The sequence below is a fragment of the Frankia sp. BMG5.60 genome (genome assembly GCF_059428125.1).
Map to the genome: position 1 here is coordinate 4,915,468 of NZ_CM182091.1, position 20,150 is coordinate 4,935,617.

Annotated in this window: 20 protein-coding genes; 16 read left to right on the forward strand and 4 right to left on the reverse strand. The window is 71.3% G+C overall.

Going from position 1 to position 20,150, the window contains the following annotated elements:
• Window positions 1-5: 5 nt before the first annotated feature.
• Together AC5R91_RS20220 and AC5R91_RS20225 are read right to left on the reverse strand one after the other, a co-directional pair.
• On the reverse strand, window positions 6-557 hold the full coding sequence (locus AC5R91_RS20220; protein WP_495392894.1) for a TetR/AcrR family transcriptional regulator: 552 nt from the start codon (window positions 555-557) through the stop codon (window positions 6-8).
• Window positions 558-616: 59 nt separating this feature from the next.
• Window positions 617-1,411, reverse strand: a complete 795-nt coding sequence (locus tag AC5R91_RS20225; RefSeq protein ID WP_495392895.1) for an alpha/beta fold hydrolase — start codon at window positions 1,409-1,411, stop codon at window positions 617-619.
• 171 nt (window positions 1,412-1,582) lie between these two features.
• On the opposite strand from AC5R91_RS20225, the gene AC5R91_RS20230 reads away from it, so the two are divergent.
• Window positions 1,583-2,359: a TSUP family transporter gene (locus AC5R91_RS20230; protein ID WP_495392896.1), complete on the forward strand. Its 777-nt coding sequence runs from the start codon at window positions 1,583-1,585 to the stop codon at window positions 2,357-2,359.
• A 32-nt stretch (window positions 2,360-2,391) separates the two neighbouring features.
• Here the strand turns inward: AC5R91_RS20230 and AC5R91_RS20235 are convergent, their stop codons facing one another.
• Together AC5R91_RS20235 and AC5R91_RS20240 are read right to left on the reverse strand one after the other, a co-directional pair.
• A complete protein-coding gene (locus tag AC5R91_RS20235; RefSeq protein WP_495392897.1) occupies window positions 2,392-2,799 on the reverse strand; it encodes a TOBE domain-containing protein in 408 nt (135 codons plus the stop codon).
• 445 nt (window positions 2,800-3,244) lie between these two features.
• The gene (locus tag AC5R91_RS20240; protein ID WP_495392898.1) at window positions 3,245-3,682 is read right to left on the reverse strand and encodes a hypothetical protein; all 438 of its coding nucleotides are present in this window, start codon (window positions 3,680-3,682) and stop codon (window positions 3,245-3,247) included.
• A gap of 766 nt (window positions 3,683-4,448) precedes the next feature.
• Here AC5R91_RS20240 and nifV point away from each other — a divergent pair.
• The 15 genes from nifV (at window position 4,449) to AC5R91_RS20315 (ending at window position 20,068) form a co-directional block, all read left to right on the forward strand.
• Window positions 4,449-5,666, forward strand: coding sequence for a homocitrate synthase (gene nifV / locus AC5R91_RS20245; protein ID WP_044885614.1), 1,218 nt, complete (start codon window positions 4,449-4,451; stop codon window positions 5,664-5,666).
• 177 nt (window positions 5,667-5,843) lie between these two features.
• Window positions 5,844-6,707, forward strand: coding sequence for a nitrogenase iron protein (nifH, locus tag AC5R91_RS20250; RefSeq protein ID WP_495392899.1), 864 nt, complete (start codon window positions 5,844-5,846; stop codon window positions 6,705-6,707).
• A 48-nt stretch (window positions 6,708-6,755) separates the two neighbouring features.
• The gene (gene nifD, locus AC5R91_RS20255; RefSeq protein WP_495392900.1) at window positions 6,756-8,216 is read left to right on the forward strand and encodes a nitrogenase molybdenum-iron protein alpha chain; all 1,461 of its coding nucleotides are present in this window, start codon (window positions 6,756-6,758) and stop codon (window positions 8,214-8,216) included.
• A gap of 184 nt (window positions 8,217-8,400) precedes the next feature.
• On the forward strand, window positions 8,401-9,963 hold the full coding sequence (nifK, locus tag AC5R91_RS20260) for a nitrogenase molybdenum-iron protein subunit beta (protein WP_495392901.1): 1,563 nt from the start codon (window positions 8,401-8,403) through the stop codon (window positions 9,961-9,963).
• A gap of 210 nt (window positions 9,964-10,173) precedes the next feature.
• A complete protein-coding gene (nifE, locus tag AC5R91_RS20265; RefSeq protein ID WP_495392902.1) occupies window positions 10,174-11,544 on the forward strand; it encodes a nitrogenase iron-molybdenum cofactor biosynthesis protein NifE in 1,371 nt (456 codons plus the stop codon).
• Window positions 11,544-13,280: a nitrogenase component 1 gene (locus AC5R91_RS20270; RefSeq protein ID WP_495392903.1), complete on the forward strand. Its 1,737-nt coding sequence runs from the start codon at window positions 11,544-11,546 to the stop codon at window positions 13,278-13,280. The genes nifE and AC5R91_RS20270 overlap by 1 nt, the downstream gene beginning before the upstream one ends.
• A complete protein-coding gene (nifX, locus tag AC5R91_RS20275; RefSeq protein ID WP_044885608.1) occupies window positions 13,274-13,705 on the forward strand; it encodes a nitrogen fixation protein NifX in 432 nt (143 codons plus the stop codon). Before AC5R91_RS20270 ends, nifX begins: the two co-directional genes overlap by 7 nt.
• Window positions 13,702-14,145, forward strand: coding sequence for a NifX-associated nitrogen fixation protein (locus tag AC5R91_RS20280; protein WP_495392904.1), 444 nt, complete (start codon window positions 13,702-13,704; stop codon window positions 14,143-14,145). The genes nifX and AC5R91_RS20280 overlap by 4 nt, the downstream gene beginning before the upstream one ends.
• The gene (locus AC5R91_RS20285) at window positions 14,135-14,368 is read left to right on the forward strand and encodes a CCE_0567 family metalloprotein (RefSeq protein ID WP_495392905.1); all 234 of its coding nucleotides are present in this window, start codon (window positions 14,135-14,137) and stop codon (window positions 14,366-14,368) included. The genes AC5R91_RS20280 and AC5R91_RS20285 overlap by 11 nt, the downstream gene beginning before the upstream one ends.
• Window positions 14,365-14,760, forward strand: coding sequence for a nitrogenase-stabilizing/protective protein NifW (gene nifW / locus AC5R91_RS20290; RefSeq protein WP_495392906.1), 396 nt, complete (start codon window positions 14,365-14,367; stop codon window positions 14,758-14,760). The genes AC5R91_RS20285 and nifW overlap by 4 nt, the downstream gene beginning before the upstream one ends.
• The gene (locus AC5R91_RS20295; protein WP_495392907.1) at window positions 14,757-15,356 is read left to right on the forward strand and encodes a nitrogen fixation protein NifZ; all 600 of its coding nucleotides are present in this window, start codon (window positions 14,757-14,759) and stop codon (window positions 15,354-15,356) included. Before nifW ends, AC5R91_RS20295 begins: the two co-directional genes overlap by 4 nt.
• On the forward strand, window positions 15,353-16,897 hold the full coding sequence (nifB, locus tag AC5R91_RS20300; RefSeq protein ID WP_495392908.1) for a nitrogenase cofactor biosynthesis protein NifB: 1,545 nt from the start codon (window positions 15,353-15,355) through the stop codon (window positions 16,895-16,897). Before AC5R91_RS20295 ends, nifB begins: the two co-directional genes overlap by 4 nt.
• Window positions 16,894-17,514: an iron-sulfur cluster assembly accessory protein gene (locus tag AC5R91_RS20305; RefSeq protein WP_495392909.1), complete on the forward strand. Its 621-nt coding sequence runs from the start codon at window positions 16,894-16,896 to the stop codon at window positions 17,512-17,514. Before nifB ends, AC5R91_RS20305 begins: the two co-directional genes overlap by 4 nt.
• A gap of 245 nt (window positions 17,515-17,759) precedes the next feature.
• Entirely contained in the window at window positions 17,760-18,593 is an 834-nt protein-coding gene (locus AC5R91_RS20310) for a HesA/MoeB/ThiF family protein (RefSeq protein WP_495392910.1), read from the forward strand.
• Window positions 18,590-20,068 (forward strand): cysteine desulfurase family protein, encoded by a 1,479-nt coding sequence (locus AC5R91_RS20315; RefSeq protein WP_495392911.1) that lies wholly within the window; start codon window positions 18,590-18,592, stop codon window positions 20,066-20,068. Before AC5R91_RS20310 ends, AC5R91_RS20315 begins: the two co-directional genes overlap by 4 nt.
• Window positions 20,069-20,150: the final 82 nt, after the last annotated feature.

Genomic DNA, 20,150 nt, shown 5'->3' on the forward strand with positions numbered 1-20,150 from the left:
GCGCCTCAGTCCGCGGTGGGAGGCTGAAGGATGCGCAGGGCGGTGCGGAGGATCTCGGCGCGGTCGGCGGGGTCGAGGGTGCCGTCGTTGAGGGCGAGCGCGGCCATGGTGGCGTGCTTGGTCGCGGCGAAGGCGGCGTGCGCGCGCAGGACCGCCCCGCGGTCGGCGTCAGGGCCGGCCAGCGCGGCGATCACCTGCCTGGTCATCCGCTCGATGGTGCGGGGCAGCCGCTTGTCGACGACCGCCAGCACGCTCGGGTCCCGGTCGATGAGCGCGGCCAGCTCGCGGGAGTCCGCGGCGAGGTCGACGAACGCGCAGAGCAGCTCCGCCGGGGCGGGCGGCCCGGTGTCGAGGTACCTGATGATCCGGTGATAGGCCGCCAGCGGTTCGGCGAGCAGGCCGTCGAGGATCGCCGCCTTCGACGGGAAGTGGTAGTACAGCGCGGCCGTCGTGGTGCCCAGCTCGCGGGCGATGTCGGCGTTGGTCGTGCCGGTGTAGCCATGGCGGACGAACAGCTCGCGGGCGATCGCGAGGATCCGTTCCCTGGTCTGGCTCACGGCCCCCAGGCTACTTGCCTATTGATCAGTAAGCGGGTGGAACGAAGGGAAACCGCTGATCAGTGGGGCCCGAACGGGCCGAGGACCGCGTCGGCGTAGGAAAACAGCCGGGCGGTGACGTCGGCCGGGTTGGCCAGCGCGACGAGGTGGCCGCCCGTGATCTCGTCGGCATCGAGGCCTAGGCGTTCGCGGGCGACGCGGCGCTGGAACGCCGCCGGGAAGAAGCGGTCGTCCCGGCCGACGAGAACCCGGGTCGGCACCGCTGGCCAGGCGTCGATCGGCAGCCGCGACCCGAAGACCGCCTCCGACTGGGCGGGCTCGCCCGCCAACGCCTGCGCGGCCAGCGGGGCCGGCAGGTCGTGGAAGAAGTACGTCATGGCGTCGAAGTCCGCGTCCGGCGGCCGGCCGGCACGGGTGTCCGACGCGCGCCGGGCCGCCGGCTGGCCGGTCGCCTCCCACCATCCGCCCGGTGTCTCGCCGGGCAGCGGGATCATGCCGTTGACCAGGGCGATCAGCGACACCGGCAGCCGCTCGCACACCAGCGGTGCGACGAAGGCGCCCAGGGAGGCCGCGACGACCACCACCTCGCCGCTGCCGGGCGCGGCGTGGCCGGCCCCGTCGACGCCCGGCCGGACCGCGGCCGCGGTCACCGCGGCGACCGTCGCGTCGGCGTACTCGGGCAGGCCGGCGCTCTCGTCCGCGGCCGGGAGGTCGACGGCGACGACGGTTCCGCCCGTCTCGCCCAGCCTGCGCGCCACGAGGTGCCAGTACCAGGACGCGCCCCCCGCACCGGGGATGAGCACCCAGGTCACGCGCGCCGCGGCCACGGCGCCTGCTCGGCTGGTATCCGCCATCCGTCCCGTCCTCGATCTCCTCGATCGCCTCCGGACTCCGCTCACGTCCACCAGCGATTTCCAACCGGGTCCTGACCGGGCCGGCGCTGACTCCGACCACCTCGCCCAGAACCGCATCCATCGTCACCACAGCCGCCCCGCGCACCGCCCATGTCGGCCAGGATCGGTCAGATGACGACGGTCCTGCTCGGGTTCGCCGCCGGCCTGCTCATCGCGACGGTCACCACTCCCGTCGGGGTGTCGGGGGCGGTGTTCCTGCTGCCCGTGCAGCTTGACGTCCTGCACACCCCGAACCCGGCCGTCACCCCGACGAATCTGCTGTTCAACGTCATCGCCACCCCCGGCGCCCTGGCCCGCTACCGCCGGCAGAACCAGCTCGCCGGGCCCCTGGCCCGCCTGCTCGTCGCCGGCACCCTGCCTGGCGTCATCGCCGGCGCGATCATCCGCGTCCACCTCGTCCCCGGTGCCCGCCTGTTCCGCCTGCTCCTCGGCCTATTCCTGCTGCCCCTGGGCATCTGGCTCTGCGCACGCACCCTCCGCCTTTCAGACCAGCGACACCCCCCTACGCCACCGCGGCCCCGGACCATCACCGCGCTGGCTGTGTTCGTCGGCCTCATCGGCGGCGTCTACGGCATCGGCGGCGGCTCGATCCTCAGCCCGATCCTCGTCGGACGCGGCATGCCCGTCCCCGCCGTCGCCCCTGCAGCTCTCGCCTCCACCCTCGCCACCTCGATCGTCGGCGCCGCCACCTACGCCATCCTCGCCCTGACCACCCCCGGCAACATCGCCCCCCACTGGGCCGTCGGGCTCGCCAGCGGCCTCGGCGGCCTAGCCGGCGCCTACCTCGGCGCCCGCCTCCACCATCACATTCCCAACACCGGCCTGCGACTGCTACTCGGTGGCCTCGCCATCGCGCTGGCCGCCGTCTACCTCACCCAAGCCCTCTGACCGGCCCGGAATCCTCCGTTCGTGCGCCCCGATCAGCGCCCTTCGGGAAGCTCGATGACCACATTGGTTGACTTCATCGCGCCGACCACCACCGCACCCGGCTCCAACCCGAGCTCGTCGGCAGCCTCCCGGCTCATCAGCGACACCACCCGGTGCGGCCCGGCCTGGACCTCGACCTGCACCATCACCGGACCCCGCACCACCCGTGTGACCAGGCCAGGAAAACGGTTCCGGGCCGACTTGGCGACCACCGGGGACCGCGCAAACCCCTGCTCGACGGCCAGATCCTCCATGAACCCGGCAAGAACAGCACCATCGACCGCCCGACGTCCAGCATCGTCCGTGATCACCGACAACCGGCCGCTGTCCGCCCAACGACGCACCGTGTCATCACTGACGCCAAGAAGCGCGGCAGCAACTCTGATCGGAAAGCTCGGCATGACCCAGCCTACAAACCTCACCTGACCTGCCGGTCTTCACAGCAGCCGCAGGCCGACGCTGCCGTTCCCAGCACCCACGCCAGCATCCCCGCCAGCCCCGACTCCCCACATCGTCCCAACACGGACAGCGCAGGGCCGGCGGCACAGGACACGGGTCACCGACCGTCGGATCGGCGCCGGGTGAGGCGTCGTATCGATACGGTCGGTGACCCGTATGGGCGTTGATCGGCCCGGATTCGGAGCGCGGGCGGGTCGGGCTCGTGGTCGGACGGTGACCCAGGCTTTCTCTCGCAGCGGCGCCCGAGGTCGCCACTCCGAGAGAAAGCCCGTGGTAGCCGCCGTCCCCAGGCCCGGGCCGGTGACTGTGATCTCCGGGCCGAGTCGACGGGCAGGCGGTGCCTCGGCGATCGGCGAGTATCGCTGAGGGGTGCCGCCTACCGGTCGTTTACGGCAGTGGACGCATGCAGTCCCGGCAACGGTCGTTCAGGATCGACAGGAGCTCGACGGCCTTCAGTGAGGCGTCACGCACCTTGGCGATGTCCTGCGACGAGTTCAACCGGATCAGGGCGGTCTCGGCGCCATCCGAGGCGCCCTCGCGGACGGCTTCCACGATCTCGGCCGCGGGGGTGCCGTACTGGAAGAGAAGGATCTCCTTGTCCTGGTATGCCGGCAGCTCCATGGGTAGGTGACCGAGACCGATGCCGGCGAGGTTGCGGCTGAGGATCTGCCGCACGTTCGTCCCGAGCCGGCCGTAGCCACCGATCTCCCGCAGCATGCCCATGGTGGTCCTGAAGACTCCGTTGTTCCCCACCACGGCTGACCGCAGGTCCTCCCAGGTCCCGGGGGCGTCGGTCGGCACACCGATCATCTGCGCCTCCGACATCTCTACCATCCCGGCTGGCAACCGAAGTATCCCGCGTATACGTGTACCGACACGCCCAGCTCCTTCCGCTTCCCCGGGGGAAAGCACTGCGTGCTGCCGGGCCGGCCTCGCCCGGCTTCGCCCGGCGTCTTTTTGTTATCCGTAAGATATCCGACCCGCTCGGCGAGGTCCAACCCGGGAAGAAGTTCAAGGGTTTCGATAACGTTAACCCTCGCTGCACAGGCCGATGGTGACGCCGTCGGGACGTGCCGATTAGTGCGTACTCCGCACTGCCGCCGCGGCCCTCTCGCGACTCCGTCGAGACGCCCTCGTGACCGTCCTGGATTCCCGTCCGTGACATTTGCGCTACGGAAAGGAATCGTCGGGGTGGTCCGGTCGGATAACCTGGCGTATGCACGGTCGGACGCCTCGGCCGGTGCTCCCTTTCGTCCCGGACGGGCTCGTGCCCTCGGTGAAGTGCGCGACCACGAGGGCCCCCGGCCGCCCTGGGCGGCCCACCCCCGCCAGGTGACCTGGGCCACCCCCGGCCCGCACGAAGTCCCCCAAAGAAAACTTCAAGGATAAGTTTTTCCTGGCAGATATCCTTCGAGATATCCCGGTGGAAAAGCTTGCACTCATCCGCCGAGAATACCTGTTAACCCGGAAGTTACCGGCGCTTGCAGCCTCGAAATAATCGCCTCCTAGTCTGATTCATGTCGCCGCCGGACAAACACAGAACCACAGTTCGCGGCGCAGCCCATGGTCTTCAGTCCCGGAGCAACGGCTGGTGATGACAGTGCGAGACCCCCGTTTTCCCAGCTCATCTACCACGGCGATACAGTCGGACGCGGCGATCAAATTCTGCGACACCACGCTCCGCGACGGCGAGCAGGCGCCTGGCGTCGCATTCACCGCGGCCGAGAAACTCGCCATCGCCGCTGCCCTGGACGCCATCGGAGTACACCAGATCGAGGCCGGAATCCCGGCGATGGGTGTCACCGAGCGGGACGTGCTGCGGGAGATCCTCGCAACCGATCCGCACGCGGAGATCGTGGGCTGGTGCCGGGCCGACCACCGCGACGTCGAGGCCGCGGCAAGCTGCGGCCTCGTGACCGCGCACCTGACCATCCCGGTCTCCGACTTGCACCTGAAGAGCAAGTTGGGGCGGGATCGGGCCTGGGCGCGGCTGCGGGTCCGCGACTGTGTCGCGGACGCGACGGATCGCGGGATGCGAGTGAGCGTCGGTTTCGAGGACGCCTCCCGCGCCGACGACGCGTTCGTCACGGACCTGGCGGGCGAACTGCGGGAACTGGGCGTCACCAGGCTGCGCTGGGCCGACACCGTCGGCCTGCTCGACCCGGTGAGCGCGCACGATCGGCTGGGGCGACTGGTCAGGGCGGTCCCGGGGCCGTGGGAGATCCACGCCCACGACGACTTCGGCCTGGCGACGGCCAACACCATCGCCGCCGTCCAGGCGGGGTTCACCTGGGTCAGCACCACCGTGCTGGGCCTCGGCGAACGCGCCGGGAACGCCCCGATCGAAGAGGTCGCGATGGCGCTTCGGCACCTGCTGAAGCTGCCCGTCGACCTGGACACGACGTCGTTCCGCAGCCTCGCGCGGCTGGTGTCGCGGGCCGCGCGCCGGCCGCTGCCGGCGGGCAAGGCGGTGGTCGGCGAGTCGGTGTTCGCGCACGAGTCGGGCATCCACGTGCACGGCATCCTGCGCCACCCGGCGACGTACGAGCCGTTCGACCCCGCCGAGGTCGGCGGGCGCCGGCGGCTGGCGATCGGCAAGCACAGCGGGCGGGCCTCGGTCCGCTACGCGCTCGAGCAGTACGGACTGACCGCCGAGGACGACGAGATCGAGCCTCTGCTGGAGCGGGTCCGTGCCGCCGCCACCCAGCACAAGCGCGGCCTTCACGGCCGCGACTTCCAAGAGCTTCTCGGGCGGGTAGAGATGCCGACCCCCCGAGCGGAGGCCCCCCGGCGCGAAGAGCAGGTCTGACCGACCTGCCCCGCGTCACGGGGTCGTACGACCAGCACCACGGTAGTGCCGACGTCCCGGTCAACCGACCGGCGGCACGTCCGGCAGCCCGCGGGCCTAGCGGCCCGGCCAGCCCGATCGGCATGGCCGAGCCCCGGTGACCGCGCGCCGGGCAACCGTCCCAAGGAGGAGCACCGCATGCGCCAGATCGCCTTCTACGGCAAGGGTGGTATTGGCAAGTCCACCACCCAGCAGAACACCATGGCGGCCATGGCCGAGATGGGCAAGAAGGTCATGATCGTCGGGTGTGACCCGAAGGCTGACTCGACCCGCCTGATTCTGCACGCGAAGGCGCAGACCTCCGTCATCCAGCTCGCGGCCGAGAAGGGTTCGGTCGAGGACCTGGAGCTCGACGAGGTGCTCGTCGAGGGCCAGTGGGGCATCAAGTGCGTCGAGTCCGGTGGCCCGGAGCCGGGTGTCGGCTGTGCCGGCCGTGGCGTCATCACCTCCATCACCTACCTGGAGGAGGCCGGCGCGTACGAGGACCTCGACTTCGTGACCTACGACGTCCTCGGTGACGTTGTGTGTGGTGGCTTCGCGATGCCGATCCGCCAGGGCAAGGCGCAGGAGATCTACATCGTCACCTCCGGCGAGATGATGGCGATGTACGCGGCGAACAACATCGCCCGAGGCATCCTGAAGTACGCGCACTCCGGCGGTGTCCGGCTCGGCGGGCTCATCTGCAACAGCCGTAACACCGACCGCGAGGACGAGCTGATCATGGAGCTCGCCCGCCGCCTCAACACCCAGATGATCCACTTCATCCCGCGTAACAACGTCGTGCAGCACGCCGAGCTGCGCCGGATGACGGTCATCGAGTACGACCCGAAGAACAGCCAGGCCGACCAGTACCGCGAGCTGGCCAACAAGATCGTCAACAACGACATGAAGACGATCCCGACGCCGATCACCATGGACGAGCTCGAGGAGCTCCTCATCGACTTCGGGATCATGGCGCAGGAGGACGAGACCGTGATCGGCAAGGCCGCCGCCGTCGCCTGACGATCCCACTCCCACCTGCTCCGCACCGTCGAGGATGAGGTCCCGACCATGACGACGACACCGGCACCCGAGAGGGCCGAGACCGAGGCGATGATCGCCGAGGTTCTGTCTCAGTACCCCAAGAAGGCAGCCAAGTTCCGGGCCAAGCACCTCAAGGCCAACGACCCCGAGGGGTCGAAGGAGTGCGAGGTCAAGTCCAACATCAAGTCCCGCCCGGGGGTCATGACGATCCGCGGCTGCGCCTACGCCGGTTCCAAGGGCGTGGTGTGGGGCCCGGTGAAGGACATGGTCACCATCAGCCACGGGCCGGTGGGTTGCGGTCAGTACTCCTGGGCCACCCGGCGCAACTACGCCCATGGTCACCTTGGCGTCGACAACTTCACGGCGATGCAGATCACGACCGACTTCCAGGAGAAGGACATCGTCTTCGGCGGTGACTCCAAGCTGGAGCAGGTCTGCGACGAGATCGTCGAGATGTTCCCGCTGGCCAAGGGCATCTCGGTGCAGTCCGAGTGCCCGATCGGTCTGATCGGCGACGACATCGAGGCCGTGGCCAAGAAGTCCGCCAAGAAGCTCGACATCCCGGTCATCCCCGTCCGCTGCGAGGGCTTCCGTGGCGTGAGCCAGTCGCTGGGCCACCACATCGCGAACGACGCTGTCCGCGATCACGTGCTCGGCACCGGCGGCGACTCCTTCGAGCGGACCGACTACGACGTCGCGCTGATCGGCGACTACAACATCGGCGGTGACGCCTGGGCCTCCCGGCGCATCCTCGAGGAGATGGGCCTGCGGGTCATCGCCCAGTGGTCCGGCGACGGCACGATCAACGAGATGGCCTCGACGCACCTGTCGAAGCTCAACCTGATCCACTGCTACCGCTCGATGAACTACATCTGCACCACCATGGAGGAGCGCTTCGGCACTCCCTGGACCGAGTTCAACTTCTTCGGCCCCACGAAGATCATCTCCTCCATGCGCAAGATCGCCGAGTTCTTCGACGACGAGATCAAGGCGAAGACCGAGGCGGCGATCGCTCGCTACCAGGTGCGCTTCGACGAGATCACCAAGGCGTTCCGGCCGCGGCTCGAGGGCAAGCGCGTCATGCTCGCCGTCGGTGGCCTGCGCCCCCGGCACACCATCGGCGCCTACGAGGACCTCGGCATGGAGGTCGTCGGCACCGGCTACGAGTTCGCCCACAAGGACGACTACACCCGGACCTACGGCATGCTCAAGGAAGGCACCGTCCTCTACGACGACCCGACCGCGTTCGAGCTCGAGGAGTTCGCCAAGTTCCTCAAGCCGGACCTGATGGGTGCGGGCGTCAAGGAGAAGTACGTCTTCCACAAGATGGGCATCCCCTTCCGGCAGATGCACTCCTGGGACTACTCCGGGCCCTACCACGGCGTCGACGGCTTCGCGGTCTTCGCCCGGGACATGGACATCGCCATCAACAGCCCGGCCTGGGACCTCCTCGAGGCCCCCTGGTCGAAGGCCGGCGAGGTCGCCTGATCCGCCGCCCTTCGGGCACTCGGGCGCTAGGCGCCCAGCAGTAGCTGACCAGTAGTTCATCCAGGTCTGGCCGAACGCAGCCGCCAGCGACCCCGTGACCGGCGAAACGGTCGCTGGCGGCTGCCGCGGCAGGCCTCAAGCCCCACCTGGGGACAAGCCCCACAGGGGAGAGGAGGGACGTCCGGTGACGACGACCCCCGAGCACACCAGCGCGGTCCCGCTGCGGGTCCTTGACCACAACGACATCTTCCGCGATGAGGTCTACCAGAAGCAGTTCGAGGGCAAGCGCGAGTTCGAGAACGCGGCCCCGAAGGAAGAGGTCGAGCGGGTCCTCGACTGGACCCGCGGGTGGGAGTACCGGGAGAAGAACTTCGCCCGGGAGGCCCTGACCGTCAACCCGGCCAAGGCCTGCCAGCCGCTCGGCGCGGTGCTCGCCGCGCTCGGGTTCGAGGGCACCATGCCGCTGGTGCACGGGTCGCAGGGCTGCGTGGCGTACTTCCGCAGCCACTTCGCCCGGCACTTCAAGGAGCCGGTGCCCGCCGCCTCCACCTCGATGACCGAGGACGCCGCCGTGTTCGGCGGGATCAACAACCTCGTCGAGGCGATGGAGAACATCACCGCCCTCTACAAGCCGAAGCACATCGCGGTCAGCACCACCTGCATGGCCGAGGTCATCGGTGAGGACCTGTTCGCCTACATCGGCGCGGCGCGCGAGCAGGAGGCGATCAGCCAGGACTTCCCGGTGTCGTACGCCCACACCCCGTCCTTCGTGGGCTCGCACATCACCGGCTACGACGTGATGCTCAAGGGCATCATCGAGATGCTGGCGAAGTCCCCCGACGCGGACGCGTCGAAGGTGGCGAAGTCCGACAAGGTCCGGCTGAACGTCATCCCCGGGTTCGACACGTACATCGGCAACCACCGCGAGTACAAGCGCATCCTCGAGCTGATGGGCGTCGACCCGCTGATCCTGGGCGACCACTCCAGCTCGCTGGACTCCCCGGCGGACGGCGAGTATGACCTCTACCCGGGCGGCACCCCGCTGGCGGAGGGGGCGCTGGCGAAGTTCAGCCGCGCGAGCCTGGTGCTGCAGGAGTCCACGCTGCGCCGGACGGCCGAGTACATCGAGAAGGACTGGAAGCAGGAGACGATCACGCTCGAGACCCCGCTCGGGGTCAAGGGCACGGACGCCTTCCTGACCGCGGTCGCCAGGGTCGCGGAGGTCGAGGTCCCGGCGGAGCTGACCGCCGAGCGCGGCCGCCTGGTCGACGCGATCACCGACTCGCACGCCTACGTGCACGGCAAGCGGGTGGCCATCGCCGGCGACCCGGACCTCGTCGTCGCGCTGACCCGCTTCGTGCTCGAGCTCGGGATGATCCCGGTGCACATCGTGAGCACGAACGCCGACACCACCTTCAAGGCCCGCATGGAGAAGGTGCTCTCCGCCAGCAAGTTCGGCGACGAGGCGACCGTGTGGCCGGAGAAGGACCTCTGGCACCTGCGGTCGCTGGTCTTCACCGAGCCGGTCGATGTGCTCATCGGCAGCATGCAGCTCAAGTACATCTCCCGCGAGGCGAACGTGCCGCTGGTCCGGGTCGGGTTCCCGATCTTCGACCGGCACCACCTGCACCGGTTCCCGATCATCGGGTACACGGGCGGTCTGCACCTGCTCACCCAGCTCGTCAACACGATCCTCGACGAGATGGACCGCAACGCCCCCGACCACAGCTTCGACGCCGTTCGCTGATCGGCGCCGCGCTGTAGCCGGGCCGGCTCCCAGCCGGATCCGAACGTGGTCGGCCGGCCGCGCCCACCGCGCTCCCTGCGGCCGGTCGACCACCTCCCGCGGGTCGACCGATGGCGACATCTCCCCGCGCCGGGTCGATCGGCTCCCTCCCGGGCCGATCGACCCTCTGTCCAGCCTCTCCCGAGGACCGCCCCCTCCCGAGGATGGCCCATGGCTGCTACTGAACGTGCCGCCCTATTCACCGAGACGGCCTGCGACCACAACAACACCAAGAGCGCCAAGGCTCGCAAGGCGGGCTGCCCCAAGCCCAAGCCGGGCGGTACCTCCGGCGGCTGCACCTTCGACGGGGCGATGATCACCCTCGTCCCGATCGCCGACAGCGCCCACATCGTCCACGGCCCGATCGCCTGCGCCGGCAACTCCTGGGATGGTCGGGGCAGCCTGTCGTCCGGGCCGACGCTGTTCCGCCACGGCTTCACCACCGACATGACCGAGAGCGACGTGGTGCTCGGGGGCGAGCAGCGCCTGTTCGACACGATCTGTGAGGTCGTCGAGCGGTACGCGCCGCCCGCGGTCTTCGTCTACTCCACCTGCGTCACCGCGATGATCGGCGACGATCTCGGCGCGGTGTGCGCGGCCGCCGCGGAGCAGACCGGGGTGCCGGTGATCCCGGTCGAGGCCCCGGGCTTCGCTGGGAACAAGAACCTCGGCAACAAGATCGCCGGCCAGGCCCTGCTGGACCACGTGATCGGCACCGTCGAGCCGGACGACGTCACCGACCTCGACGTCAACCTCATCGGCGAGTACAACATCGCCGGCGAGCTGTGGGACGTCGTGCCGCTGCTGACCCGGCTGGGGATCCGGGTCCGGTCCTGCATCAGCGGCGACGCCCGCTACCGCGACATCGCCGCGGCCCACCGGGCGAAGGCGACCATGGTCGTCTGCTCCCGGGCGCTGCTGGGCCTCGCCCGCGGCCTGGAGGAGCGCTACGGCATCCCGTGGTTCGAGGGCAGCTTCTACGGCGTCAGCGCGATGGGCGACACCTTGCGGGGCTTCGCCCGTCTGCTCGATGACGACGAGCTCTCCCGCCGCACGGAGGAACTCATCGCCGTCGAGGAGGCGGCCGTCGAGGCCGCGATCGCGCCCTACCGCGCCCGGCTGACCGGCCGCAAGGCCGTGCTCTACACCGGCGGCGTCAAGAGCTGGTCGATCGTGTCCGCGCTGCAGGATCTCGGCATCGAGGTCGTCGGCAGCGGCATCACCAAGAGCTCCGACGGCGACGTCGACAAGATCCGTGAGCTGCTCGGCGACGCCAAGATGATCTCCGAGGGGAGTCCGCGGGAACTGCTGCGGGTGGCGGAGGAGACCGGCGCCGACATCCTCGTCGCCGGCGGCCGCAACCAGTACACCGCGATCAAGGGCCGGCTGCCGTTCCTCGACATCAACCAGGAGCGGCACATCCCCTACGCGGGCTACACCGGCATGGTCGAGTTCGCCCGCCGCCTGGACATGGCGATCGCGAGCCCGGTCTGGGAGCAGGTCCGCCGGCCCGCCCCCTGGGACCTGGTCGGGGCCCTCTGATGGCCGAGATCATCACCGGGGAGCGGCGCGCCGCGATCGACCCGCTCAAGTTCAGCCAGCCGCTCGGCGCCGCGCTCGTCTTCCTCGGCCTCGCCGACTCCCTGCCGATCATGCACGGCTCGCAGGGCTGCGCGTCGTTCGCCAAGGCCCTGCTGACCCGGCACTTCAACGAGCCGATCCCGCTGCAGACCACGGCGATCAGCGAGGTGACCGCGGTCATGGGCAGCGGCGAGGCCATGGTGGCCACCCTCGACGCCATCCGCAAGAAGCAGCGTCCGGCCATCATCGGCCTGCTCACCACGGGCGTCACCGAGGTCTCCGGGGAGGACGTCGGCGGCCAGTTGCGTACCTACCTGGCCACCTGGGCCGACGCCGACACCGACACCGCGCCGCTGATCATCGGGGTGTCCACCCCGGACTTCCTCGGCGGGCTGTCCGACGGCTGGTCGGCCGCGCTGGAGGCGTTGATCCGGGCGGTGGTGCCCGCGCCGATGACGGCCGAGGCCGGCCCGGACGCGCCGACCGCGCTCATCGCGGCCTCCGCCCCGCCGGCCGCCACCCTCCCCGCCGCCCCGCTGGCCGCCACCTCGCCGGCCGCCACCATGCTGGCCGGCGCCGCCCGCGCGATCCCCGCCGCGGCGCCGGTCACCACCACCGTCCCGGCCTCGCCCCTGTCCCGGCGGGCCGGTACGACCGACGAGGACGTCGCCGCTCGGAACCATGTCGCCGACCGGAACCATGTCGCCGAGCGGAACCATGTCGCCGAGCGGAACCATGTCGCCGACCGGGATCTGGTCGCCGTTCTCGCCGGTCCCGCCCTCACCGCGGCCGACCTCGACGAGGTCGCCGGGCTGGTCCGGGCGTTCGGGCTCGAACCCGTGCTGGTGCCGGACCTGTCGGCCTCGGTCGACGGCCACCTCGCCCCGGCCTGGCAGCCGACGACGACCGGCGGTGCGGGCCTCGCCGAGCTGCGCTCGCTGCGCCGCGCCGGCGCCGTGCTCGTCGCGGGCGCCACCGCCGCCCCCGCGGGCGAGTTGCTCGCCGCCCGCACCGGTGCCCGGCTGCTGCGCCACCGGCACCTGTCCGGCCTGACCGAGACGGACGCCCTGGTCGCGGAGCTGATGGCGCACACCGGCCGCACCGCCCCGGAGCAGGTCCGCCGGGCCCGCGCGCGCCTTGCCGACGGCCTGCTCGACGCGCACTTCGTCCTGGGCGGCGTCCGGGTGGCGATCGCCGGCGAGCCCGAGATCCTGCTGGCCGCCGGTTCGCTGCTGCGCGACGTCGGCGCCGAGATCGTGACCGCGGTGTCGCCGACTCCGGCGCCGGCCCTGGCCGACGCTCCGTGGGCCGAGGTCGTCATCGGCGACCTGACCGAGTTCGCCGAACGGGCGCAGGCGGCCGGTGCCGAGCTCGTCCTCGGCTCCAGCCACGTCCGGGGAATCGCGGAGCGGATCGGCGCCGCGTTCCTGCCGATCGGGTTTCCGATCTTCGACCGGCTTGGGACCGCGTTGGCCGGTACCGCCGGCTACGCCGGCAGCCTGCGGCTGCTGCTCGACGCGGCGAACCGGGTCCTCGACCACGGGCACGCGCACGCCCGGCCGGGCCGGCCGCCGCTGCCCGCCTCGCCGGGATCCGCCGCGGCCGGTCACCTGGCCGCCACCGAGATTCCCCAACAGGGGCGCCCGACGGCAGAACCCGACGAACTCGACAACCTGTTCCAGGAGTCCCCGTGTTGAAGATTGCCTTCGCGACCGGCGACGGCACCGCTGTGGACCAGCACTTCGGCTGGTGCCGACGGTTCGACGTGTACGAGGTCGGCCCCGAGGGGTCACACCTGTTCGAGACCCGCCTGCTCGAGGCGGCGTCGGACGACGAGCAGGACAAGATCGAATCCAGGCTCGCCGCGGTCACGGACTGCGTGATCCTCAACATCGCCGACATCGGCGGGACCGCCGCGGCGAAGGTCGTCAAGGCCAAGATCCACCCGGTGAAGGTGGCCAAGGGCACCAGCGTGGAGGACCTGCTCACCCGCTACGTCGCGACGCTGGCCGGGACCCCGCCGCCCTGGCTGCGCAAGGTCCTCAAGGCCCGCGAGCCGCAGCCGGCCGCGCAGAGCTGGACCCGCAGCGTCGCCGCGGTGCTGAAGGGAGACGCGGCATGAGCGAGGCGAAGGACTTCCTGCGTGACCTGCTCGATCAGGTCCGGGCCGGCGACTCCTACGGCCAGCTCGACCGGTTCTCCGACCAGCAGTTGCTCGCCCCGTTCGTGGTGACCAAGGAGCAGCGCCGCACGATCGCGACCAACTGCGACCTCGACATCGCCACCGCGGCCCGGCTGCGGTCGTTCTACCAGGCCGTCGCCGCCGCGACCGAGAAGGCGACCGGCGCGTTCACCACGACGATCCTCGACCTCAACAGCGAGGGCTTCGGCCGGGTGATCATTTTTGCCGGCCGGCTTGTCGTGCTCGACAACGCGCTGCGCGACGTGCAGCGGTTCGGCTTCAACTCGTTCGAGGAGCTCGCCGCTCGCGGCGAGGCCCTGGTGATCGGCGCGAGCAAGCTGATCGAGCGCTGGAGCGAGGTCGCCCGCGATGACTCCTGAGACGCCGGCCCCCGACGCCGCTGGCCTTGACGCCGCCGCCGTCCAGCAGCGGCTGCGCAAGCTCCAGAGCAAGGCCACCCAGCTCAAGCTCGATCTGCACGACCTCGCCGAGGACCTCCCGCTCGGCTGGGAGGGCCTTCTCGACGTCGCCCGCCGCACCTACGACGCCTACGCCGAGATCGCCCTGTTGGAGGGCCTGGCCGAGAAGGAGACGTCGCGATGAGCGCGACCACCGACGCCGGCCAACTGGCCGCGTTCCACCGCTGCTCCACCGCCGAGGAGTACTTCACCCTGCTGGAGGTCGACTACGACCCACGGGTCGTGGCCGTCAACCGGCTGCACATCCTCAAGCACTTCGCCGGCGAGCTGGCCAAGCTCCCCGAGGCCGGGGCCGACGCGGAGAACCCGCGGCATCTCCTGCGCGACTACCGCGACGCGCTCGTCCGCTCCTACGAGGCGTTCACCAACGCCACCGCGCTGGACCACCGCCTGTTCAAGGTGCTGAAGGACCGCGCGCCGCAGTCGGCCTTCGTGCCGGCATCCGAGATCACCGTGCAGCGGTTGGGGTCCACCCAGCCGTCGGAAACGTCCGAGCGGACGGAGGAGGCCCGATGACCACCAGCACCTACGACGTCGGCGACGTCGTCATGGCCGCCAAGGCGCTGCGCAACGATGGCACCTACCCGGACCCGGCGATCTCCATCGGCGAGATCCTGGTCGAGGCCGGCACCCGCGGTCAGGTCATCAACGTCGGCCTGTACCTGCAGGAGCACATCGTCTACGCGATCGCGTTCGAAAACGGCCGCATCGTCGGCGCGCTGGAACGCGAGCTCGAGGCCGCCGAGGACGCCACGGAGGCGGAGCCCGCGGACGCGGAGCCCACCGTCACGCCCGCCGCCGCGGCGGCGGAGGGCAAGGCCCCGGCCGCCGTCCTGGTGGCCGAGAAGGTGCCGGCCGAGCCCGCGGCGCACGGCGCCGGCGGGCACGCGGGGAAGAACTGCAAGCACGGGTCCGCGAACTGCAAGTCCGCCGCGGCGGACGCCGAGTCCGCCGTGCCGACCACGCCCGCCGAGGCCCCCAAGCCCACGCCGGCGGCCAAGGCCGCCACCCCGGCCAAGGCCGCCACCCCGGCCAAGCCCGCGCCGCCGGTCAAGCCCGCGGGCAGGACCGTCGGCGCCGGCACGCCCGGCGCGAAGGACGGCCGACGGTGACGGGGGAGCCGGTCGCGCCGCCGGTGGTCGCTGGCGCCCCCGCCGGCGGGCTCCCCCGGCGCAGTGCGCAGGCGCCCACCTCGGCCGGTGGCTGCAAGACGACGACGAGCTGCGGCACCAGCGCTCCCGTGCAGGACCCGGAGATCGCCGAGAAGATCGCCAACCACCCGTGCTACAGCGCTGAGGCGCACCAGTACTACGCCCGCATGCACGTCGCGGTCGCGCCCGGCTGCAACATCCAGTGCAACTTCTGCAACCGGAAGTTCGACTGCGCCAACGAGAGCCGGCCGGGCGTCACGAGCACCCTGCTGACTCCCGAGGACGCGCTCGCCAAGGTCAAGCTGGTCGCCAGCGAGATCAAGCAGATGAGCGTGCTGGGGATCGCCGGCCCCGGTGACCCGCTGGCGAACCCGAAGCCGACCTTCCGCACGATGGAGCTGGTGGCCCGGGACTGCCCGGACATCAAGCTGTGCCTGTCGACCAACGGCCTGCGCCTGCCGGAGTTCGTCGACCGGATCGTCGACCTCAACGTCGACCACGTGACGATCACGATCAACATGATCGACCCCGAGGTCGGCGAGCGGATCTATCCGTGGGTCGCCTGGCGGGGCAAGCGGTACACCGGCCGAGAGGCATCGAAGATCCTCTCCGAGCAGCAGCTCGCGGGGCTCGCGGCGCTGACCGAGCGGAAGATCCTCTGCAAGGTCAACTCGGTGATGATCCCCGGGATCAACGACGAGCACCTCGTCGAGGTCTCCCGGACCGTCAAGGGGCTCGGTGCCTTCCTGCACAACGTGATGCCGCTGGTCTCGGCGCCCGAACACGGCACCGTCTTCGGCCTGACCGGCCAGCGCGGCCCGACCCCGCAGGAGCTCAAGGCTCTGCAGGACCGGTGCGAGCAGGACGACGGCGCCGAGATGAACATGATGCGCCACTGCCGGCAGTGCCGCGCCGACGCGGTCGGCCTGCTCGGCGAGGACCGCGGCGACGAGTTCCTGCCCGAGACGTTCCAGGGCCGCGAGATCGTCTACGACCTCGCCGGCCGCCAGCAGGCGCACGAGGAGATCGAGCGCTGGCGCACCGAGGTCGCCGCGACCCGGCAGACCCTCAACATCGCCACCGGCGCGCGCATCCCCGACGTGCCGGCCACCGAGCCCGTGCGGCCGGACGAGGTCGTCCTGGTCGCGGTCGCCACCAAGGGCAGCGGCGTCGTCAACCAGCACTTCGGCCACGCCGGCGAGTTCTGGATCTACGAGGCCGGCCCGGGCTGGGCCCGCCTGGTGCAGACCCGCGACGTCGACCGCTACTGCAACGGCCCGTCGGACTGCGATGAGGACGCCTCCAAGCTCGACCGCACCATCGCGATGCTGTCCGACTGCGCCGCCGTGCTGTGCAGCAAGATCGGCCTCGGGCCGCGCGAGGCGCTCGAGGAGGCCGGCATCGAGCCGGTCGAGATCTACGACCTGATCGACAAGGCGGTGGCCGAGGTCGGCGCCCGCCTCGTCACGGACCGCGCCCCTGCGGAGGTAGGTACCCCATGACCGCGACCGCCACCGTCATCGAACTGACCGACAAGGCCGTGGCGCAGGTGCGCCACCTGCTCGGCTCGACCCAGGGCACCGAGGGATTCGCCCTGCGCATCGGGGTCGACCCGGGCGGCTGCTCCGGCTACACCTACAAGCTGGCGCTGGTTCCCGGCGCCGAGACCGGGGACGTCGTGCTGCCGCAGGACGGCTTCGACGTCGTCGTGCACACGTCCAGCATCGACCTGCTGCGCGGGATGCGCGTCGACTACACCGAGACGCTGACCTCCTCCGGCTTCACCTTCGCGAACCCGAACGCGAAGAGCTCCTGCGGGTGCGGGTCGTCGTTCGGCTCGTCCGACGATCCCGAGCGCACCGCGGCCGACTCGAAGCTGCGCGAGCAGGTCGAGGAGATCATGGAGGAGATCCGCCCGATGCTGCGCGGGGACGGCGGGGACGCCGAGGTCGTCGCCGTCCTCGCCGGGGGCGGTCAGCCCGGCTCCGCCGAGGTGCACCTGCGCCTGACCGGTGCCTGCGGCGGCTGCTCCAGCGCGAACGCGACGCTGACCGGCGTGATCGAGGCCCGGCTCAGGGAGCAGCTGCCGGAGATCGGCCGCGTCGCGCTCGTCGCCTGACCGCCCCGCCCGCGCGGGGGTGACGGCGGCGGGTGGCCGCAGGTCCGCGGACCTGCCGGCCGCCCGCCGCCACCCCGGGGGCAATCCGCCCGACCGGACTGCCCTGGCCGTGACCCCGCCCCTGGCCTTGGCCCCACCCCCTGGCCCGCCGATGACCCTGTCCGCCGATGACCCTGTCCGCCCCTGGCCCTGACCCGCCTGACCAGTGCGCATCCACCCGTCCTGCCGAATCCGCGGAGAGCTCGATGGTCACTGCCCGGTCTCACTCTCACCCGCGCCTGCGGTCGATGTGCCCCGGCCCGCCCGCGCGGATCCTGCCCGTCCAGGCGGCCCCGCCCATGGCCGAGACGTCCCGGCGCTTCGACCGGCAGTTGACCATCCCCGGCTTCGGGGTGGCGGCTCAGCGGCGGTTGAGTCGGGCGACGGTGCTGGTGGCCGGCGTCGGTGGCGTCGGCGGGGCGGCCGCGACCTACCTGGCCGCAGCCGGGGTCGGACGCCTCATCCTGATCCACCCGGGCGACCTGGAGGAGCCCGACCTGAACCGGCAGACGCTCATGCGGCCGGAGCGGGTCGGCGAGCCACGGGTCTTCTGCGCGGCGGACACCCTGCGCGCCCACCACCCGGGCGTCGAGATCGTCGCGGTGGATCGCGACCTCGCGGACCCGGCCGTGCCCGGCCTGATCGCCGAGGCGGACGTCGTCGTCGACGCCCGGCACAACTTCCCCGAGCGGTATCTGATCAACCGGCTGTGCGTGCGGGCGGAAGTGCCGCTGGTCGTCGCCGCGATGAACGCCACCGAGGCGTACCTGATGGTGGTCCGGCCGGGGGAGCCGTGTCTGCGCTGCGTGTTCGGCGAGGGCGACCCGGCCTGGGAGCCGCTCGGCTTTCCGGTGCTCGGCGCCGTCGCGGGCACGGTGGGCTGCCTGGCCGCGACGGAGGCGCTCAAGGTCGCCGGCGGATTCGCCGAGCCGGCGGTCGGCCGCCTCGTCCATCTCGACCTGTGGGACGTCGACCTGCGCACCCCGCGGACCCGGCGTGACCCGGCCTGCCCGGACTGCGGCCCGGGGGGCACGCCGTGATCTACCTCGACCACAACGCGACGACCCCGGTCGACCCCGAGGTCCTCAACGCCATGCTGCCGCTGCTGCGGGAGCACTTCGCCAACCCTGCGAGCCCGCACCCGGCCGGTCAGGCCGTCGCCCGGCTCGTCGAACGGGCCCGTCGCGACGTCGCCATCCTGGCCGGTGCGCGCCCGCGCGACGTGGTGTTCACCAGCGGTGCGACCGAGGCGGCCAACCTGGCGATCGCCGGGGTGCTCGCCACGGCGCCCCCGAACCGGCGGCGCGTCCTGGTCGGGGCCACCGAGCATCCGGCCGTCCTCGCCGCGGCCCACGCCGCCGCCGAACTGCACGGGGGCAGCGTGCAGACCGTCCGGGTGCATCCGAGCGGCGCCATCGACCTGGCCCACCTGCGCGCGCTGCTGCACCCCGTGCCGCCGTCCACAGTCGTGCCGCCGTCCACAGTCGTGCCGCCGTCCACAGTCGTGCCGCCGTCCACAGCCGTACTGCCACCCACTGCCGGGCCGGCCGCGGATCCCGAGGGCTCAGGGGGCTCCCGGGGCCGCGGCGAGGCCGACGAGGTCGCGCTGGTCGCGGTCATGGCGGCCAACAACGAGACGGGGACGCTCAACGACCCCCGACCGGTCGCCGCCCTCGCCCATGAGGCCGGAGCCCTGTTCCTGTGCGACGTCACCCAGGCGTTCGGTCGCATCCCGGTCTCGGTCATCGAGACGGGGATCGACTTCGCCACCGCGTCCGCGCACAAGATCTACGGTCCCAAGGGCACCGGCGCGCTGATCGCCGGCCGGCCGGCGCGGGCGCGCCTCACCCCCCTGATTCACGGCGGCGGGCAGGAACGCGGCCTGCGCGCGGGCACCCTCAACACCCCCGGCATCGTCGGCTTCGGCGCCGCGGCCCGCATCGCCGCGGCGATGATGGACGACGAGGCCACCCGGCACCGGGCCCAGACGGAGCTGCTGTTCGACCTGCTCGTCGGCTGGCTCGGCGTGGGTGCCCTGGAGGTCAACGGGCCGGTCGAGGACGGCACCGCCCGGCCCGGCCCAATCCGGCTGCCGAACACGCTGAACCTGCGCTTCGTCGACGCGGACGCCGACGCGGTCCAGTCCTGCCTGCCGGACGTGGCGGTATCCGCGGGCTCCGCCTGCCACGGCGCGGGGAACGAACCGTCCCCGGTACTGCTGGCGATGGGCCGCTCGGCGACCGCCGCGCGGGAGAGCCTGCGGTTCAGCGTGGGCCGGTTCACGACCGTCGACCAGATCCACGCCGCCGCCGCGACGGTGGCCCGCGCCGTGCTGCGCGTGCAGTCCCTGCGGGAGGGCGGGTCCGGCGAGGTCCCCCAGTCCGCCGCACCCGCCGAGCCCGCCGGGCCCGAGCGGCCGGGCCCGAACGGGCCCCCCGTCGGCTGGTCCGGCGCGGTCACCCCGCCCCCGGGGCGGACCCCGGAACTACCCGTTCCCCGATCTGCCCTGCCCTGAATGACCGGCCCGCGCTGCCAGTCTCGCCACGCCGTGGTCCTGGCACTCCCGGCGCGGGATCGCGACGTTGAGATGAGGTCCC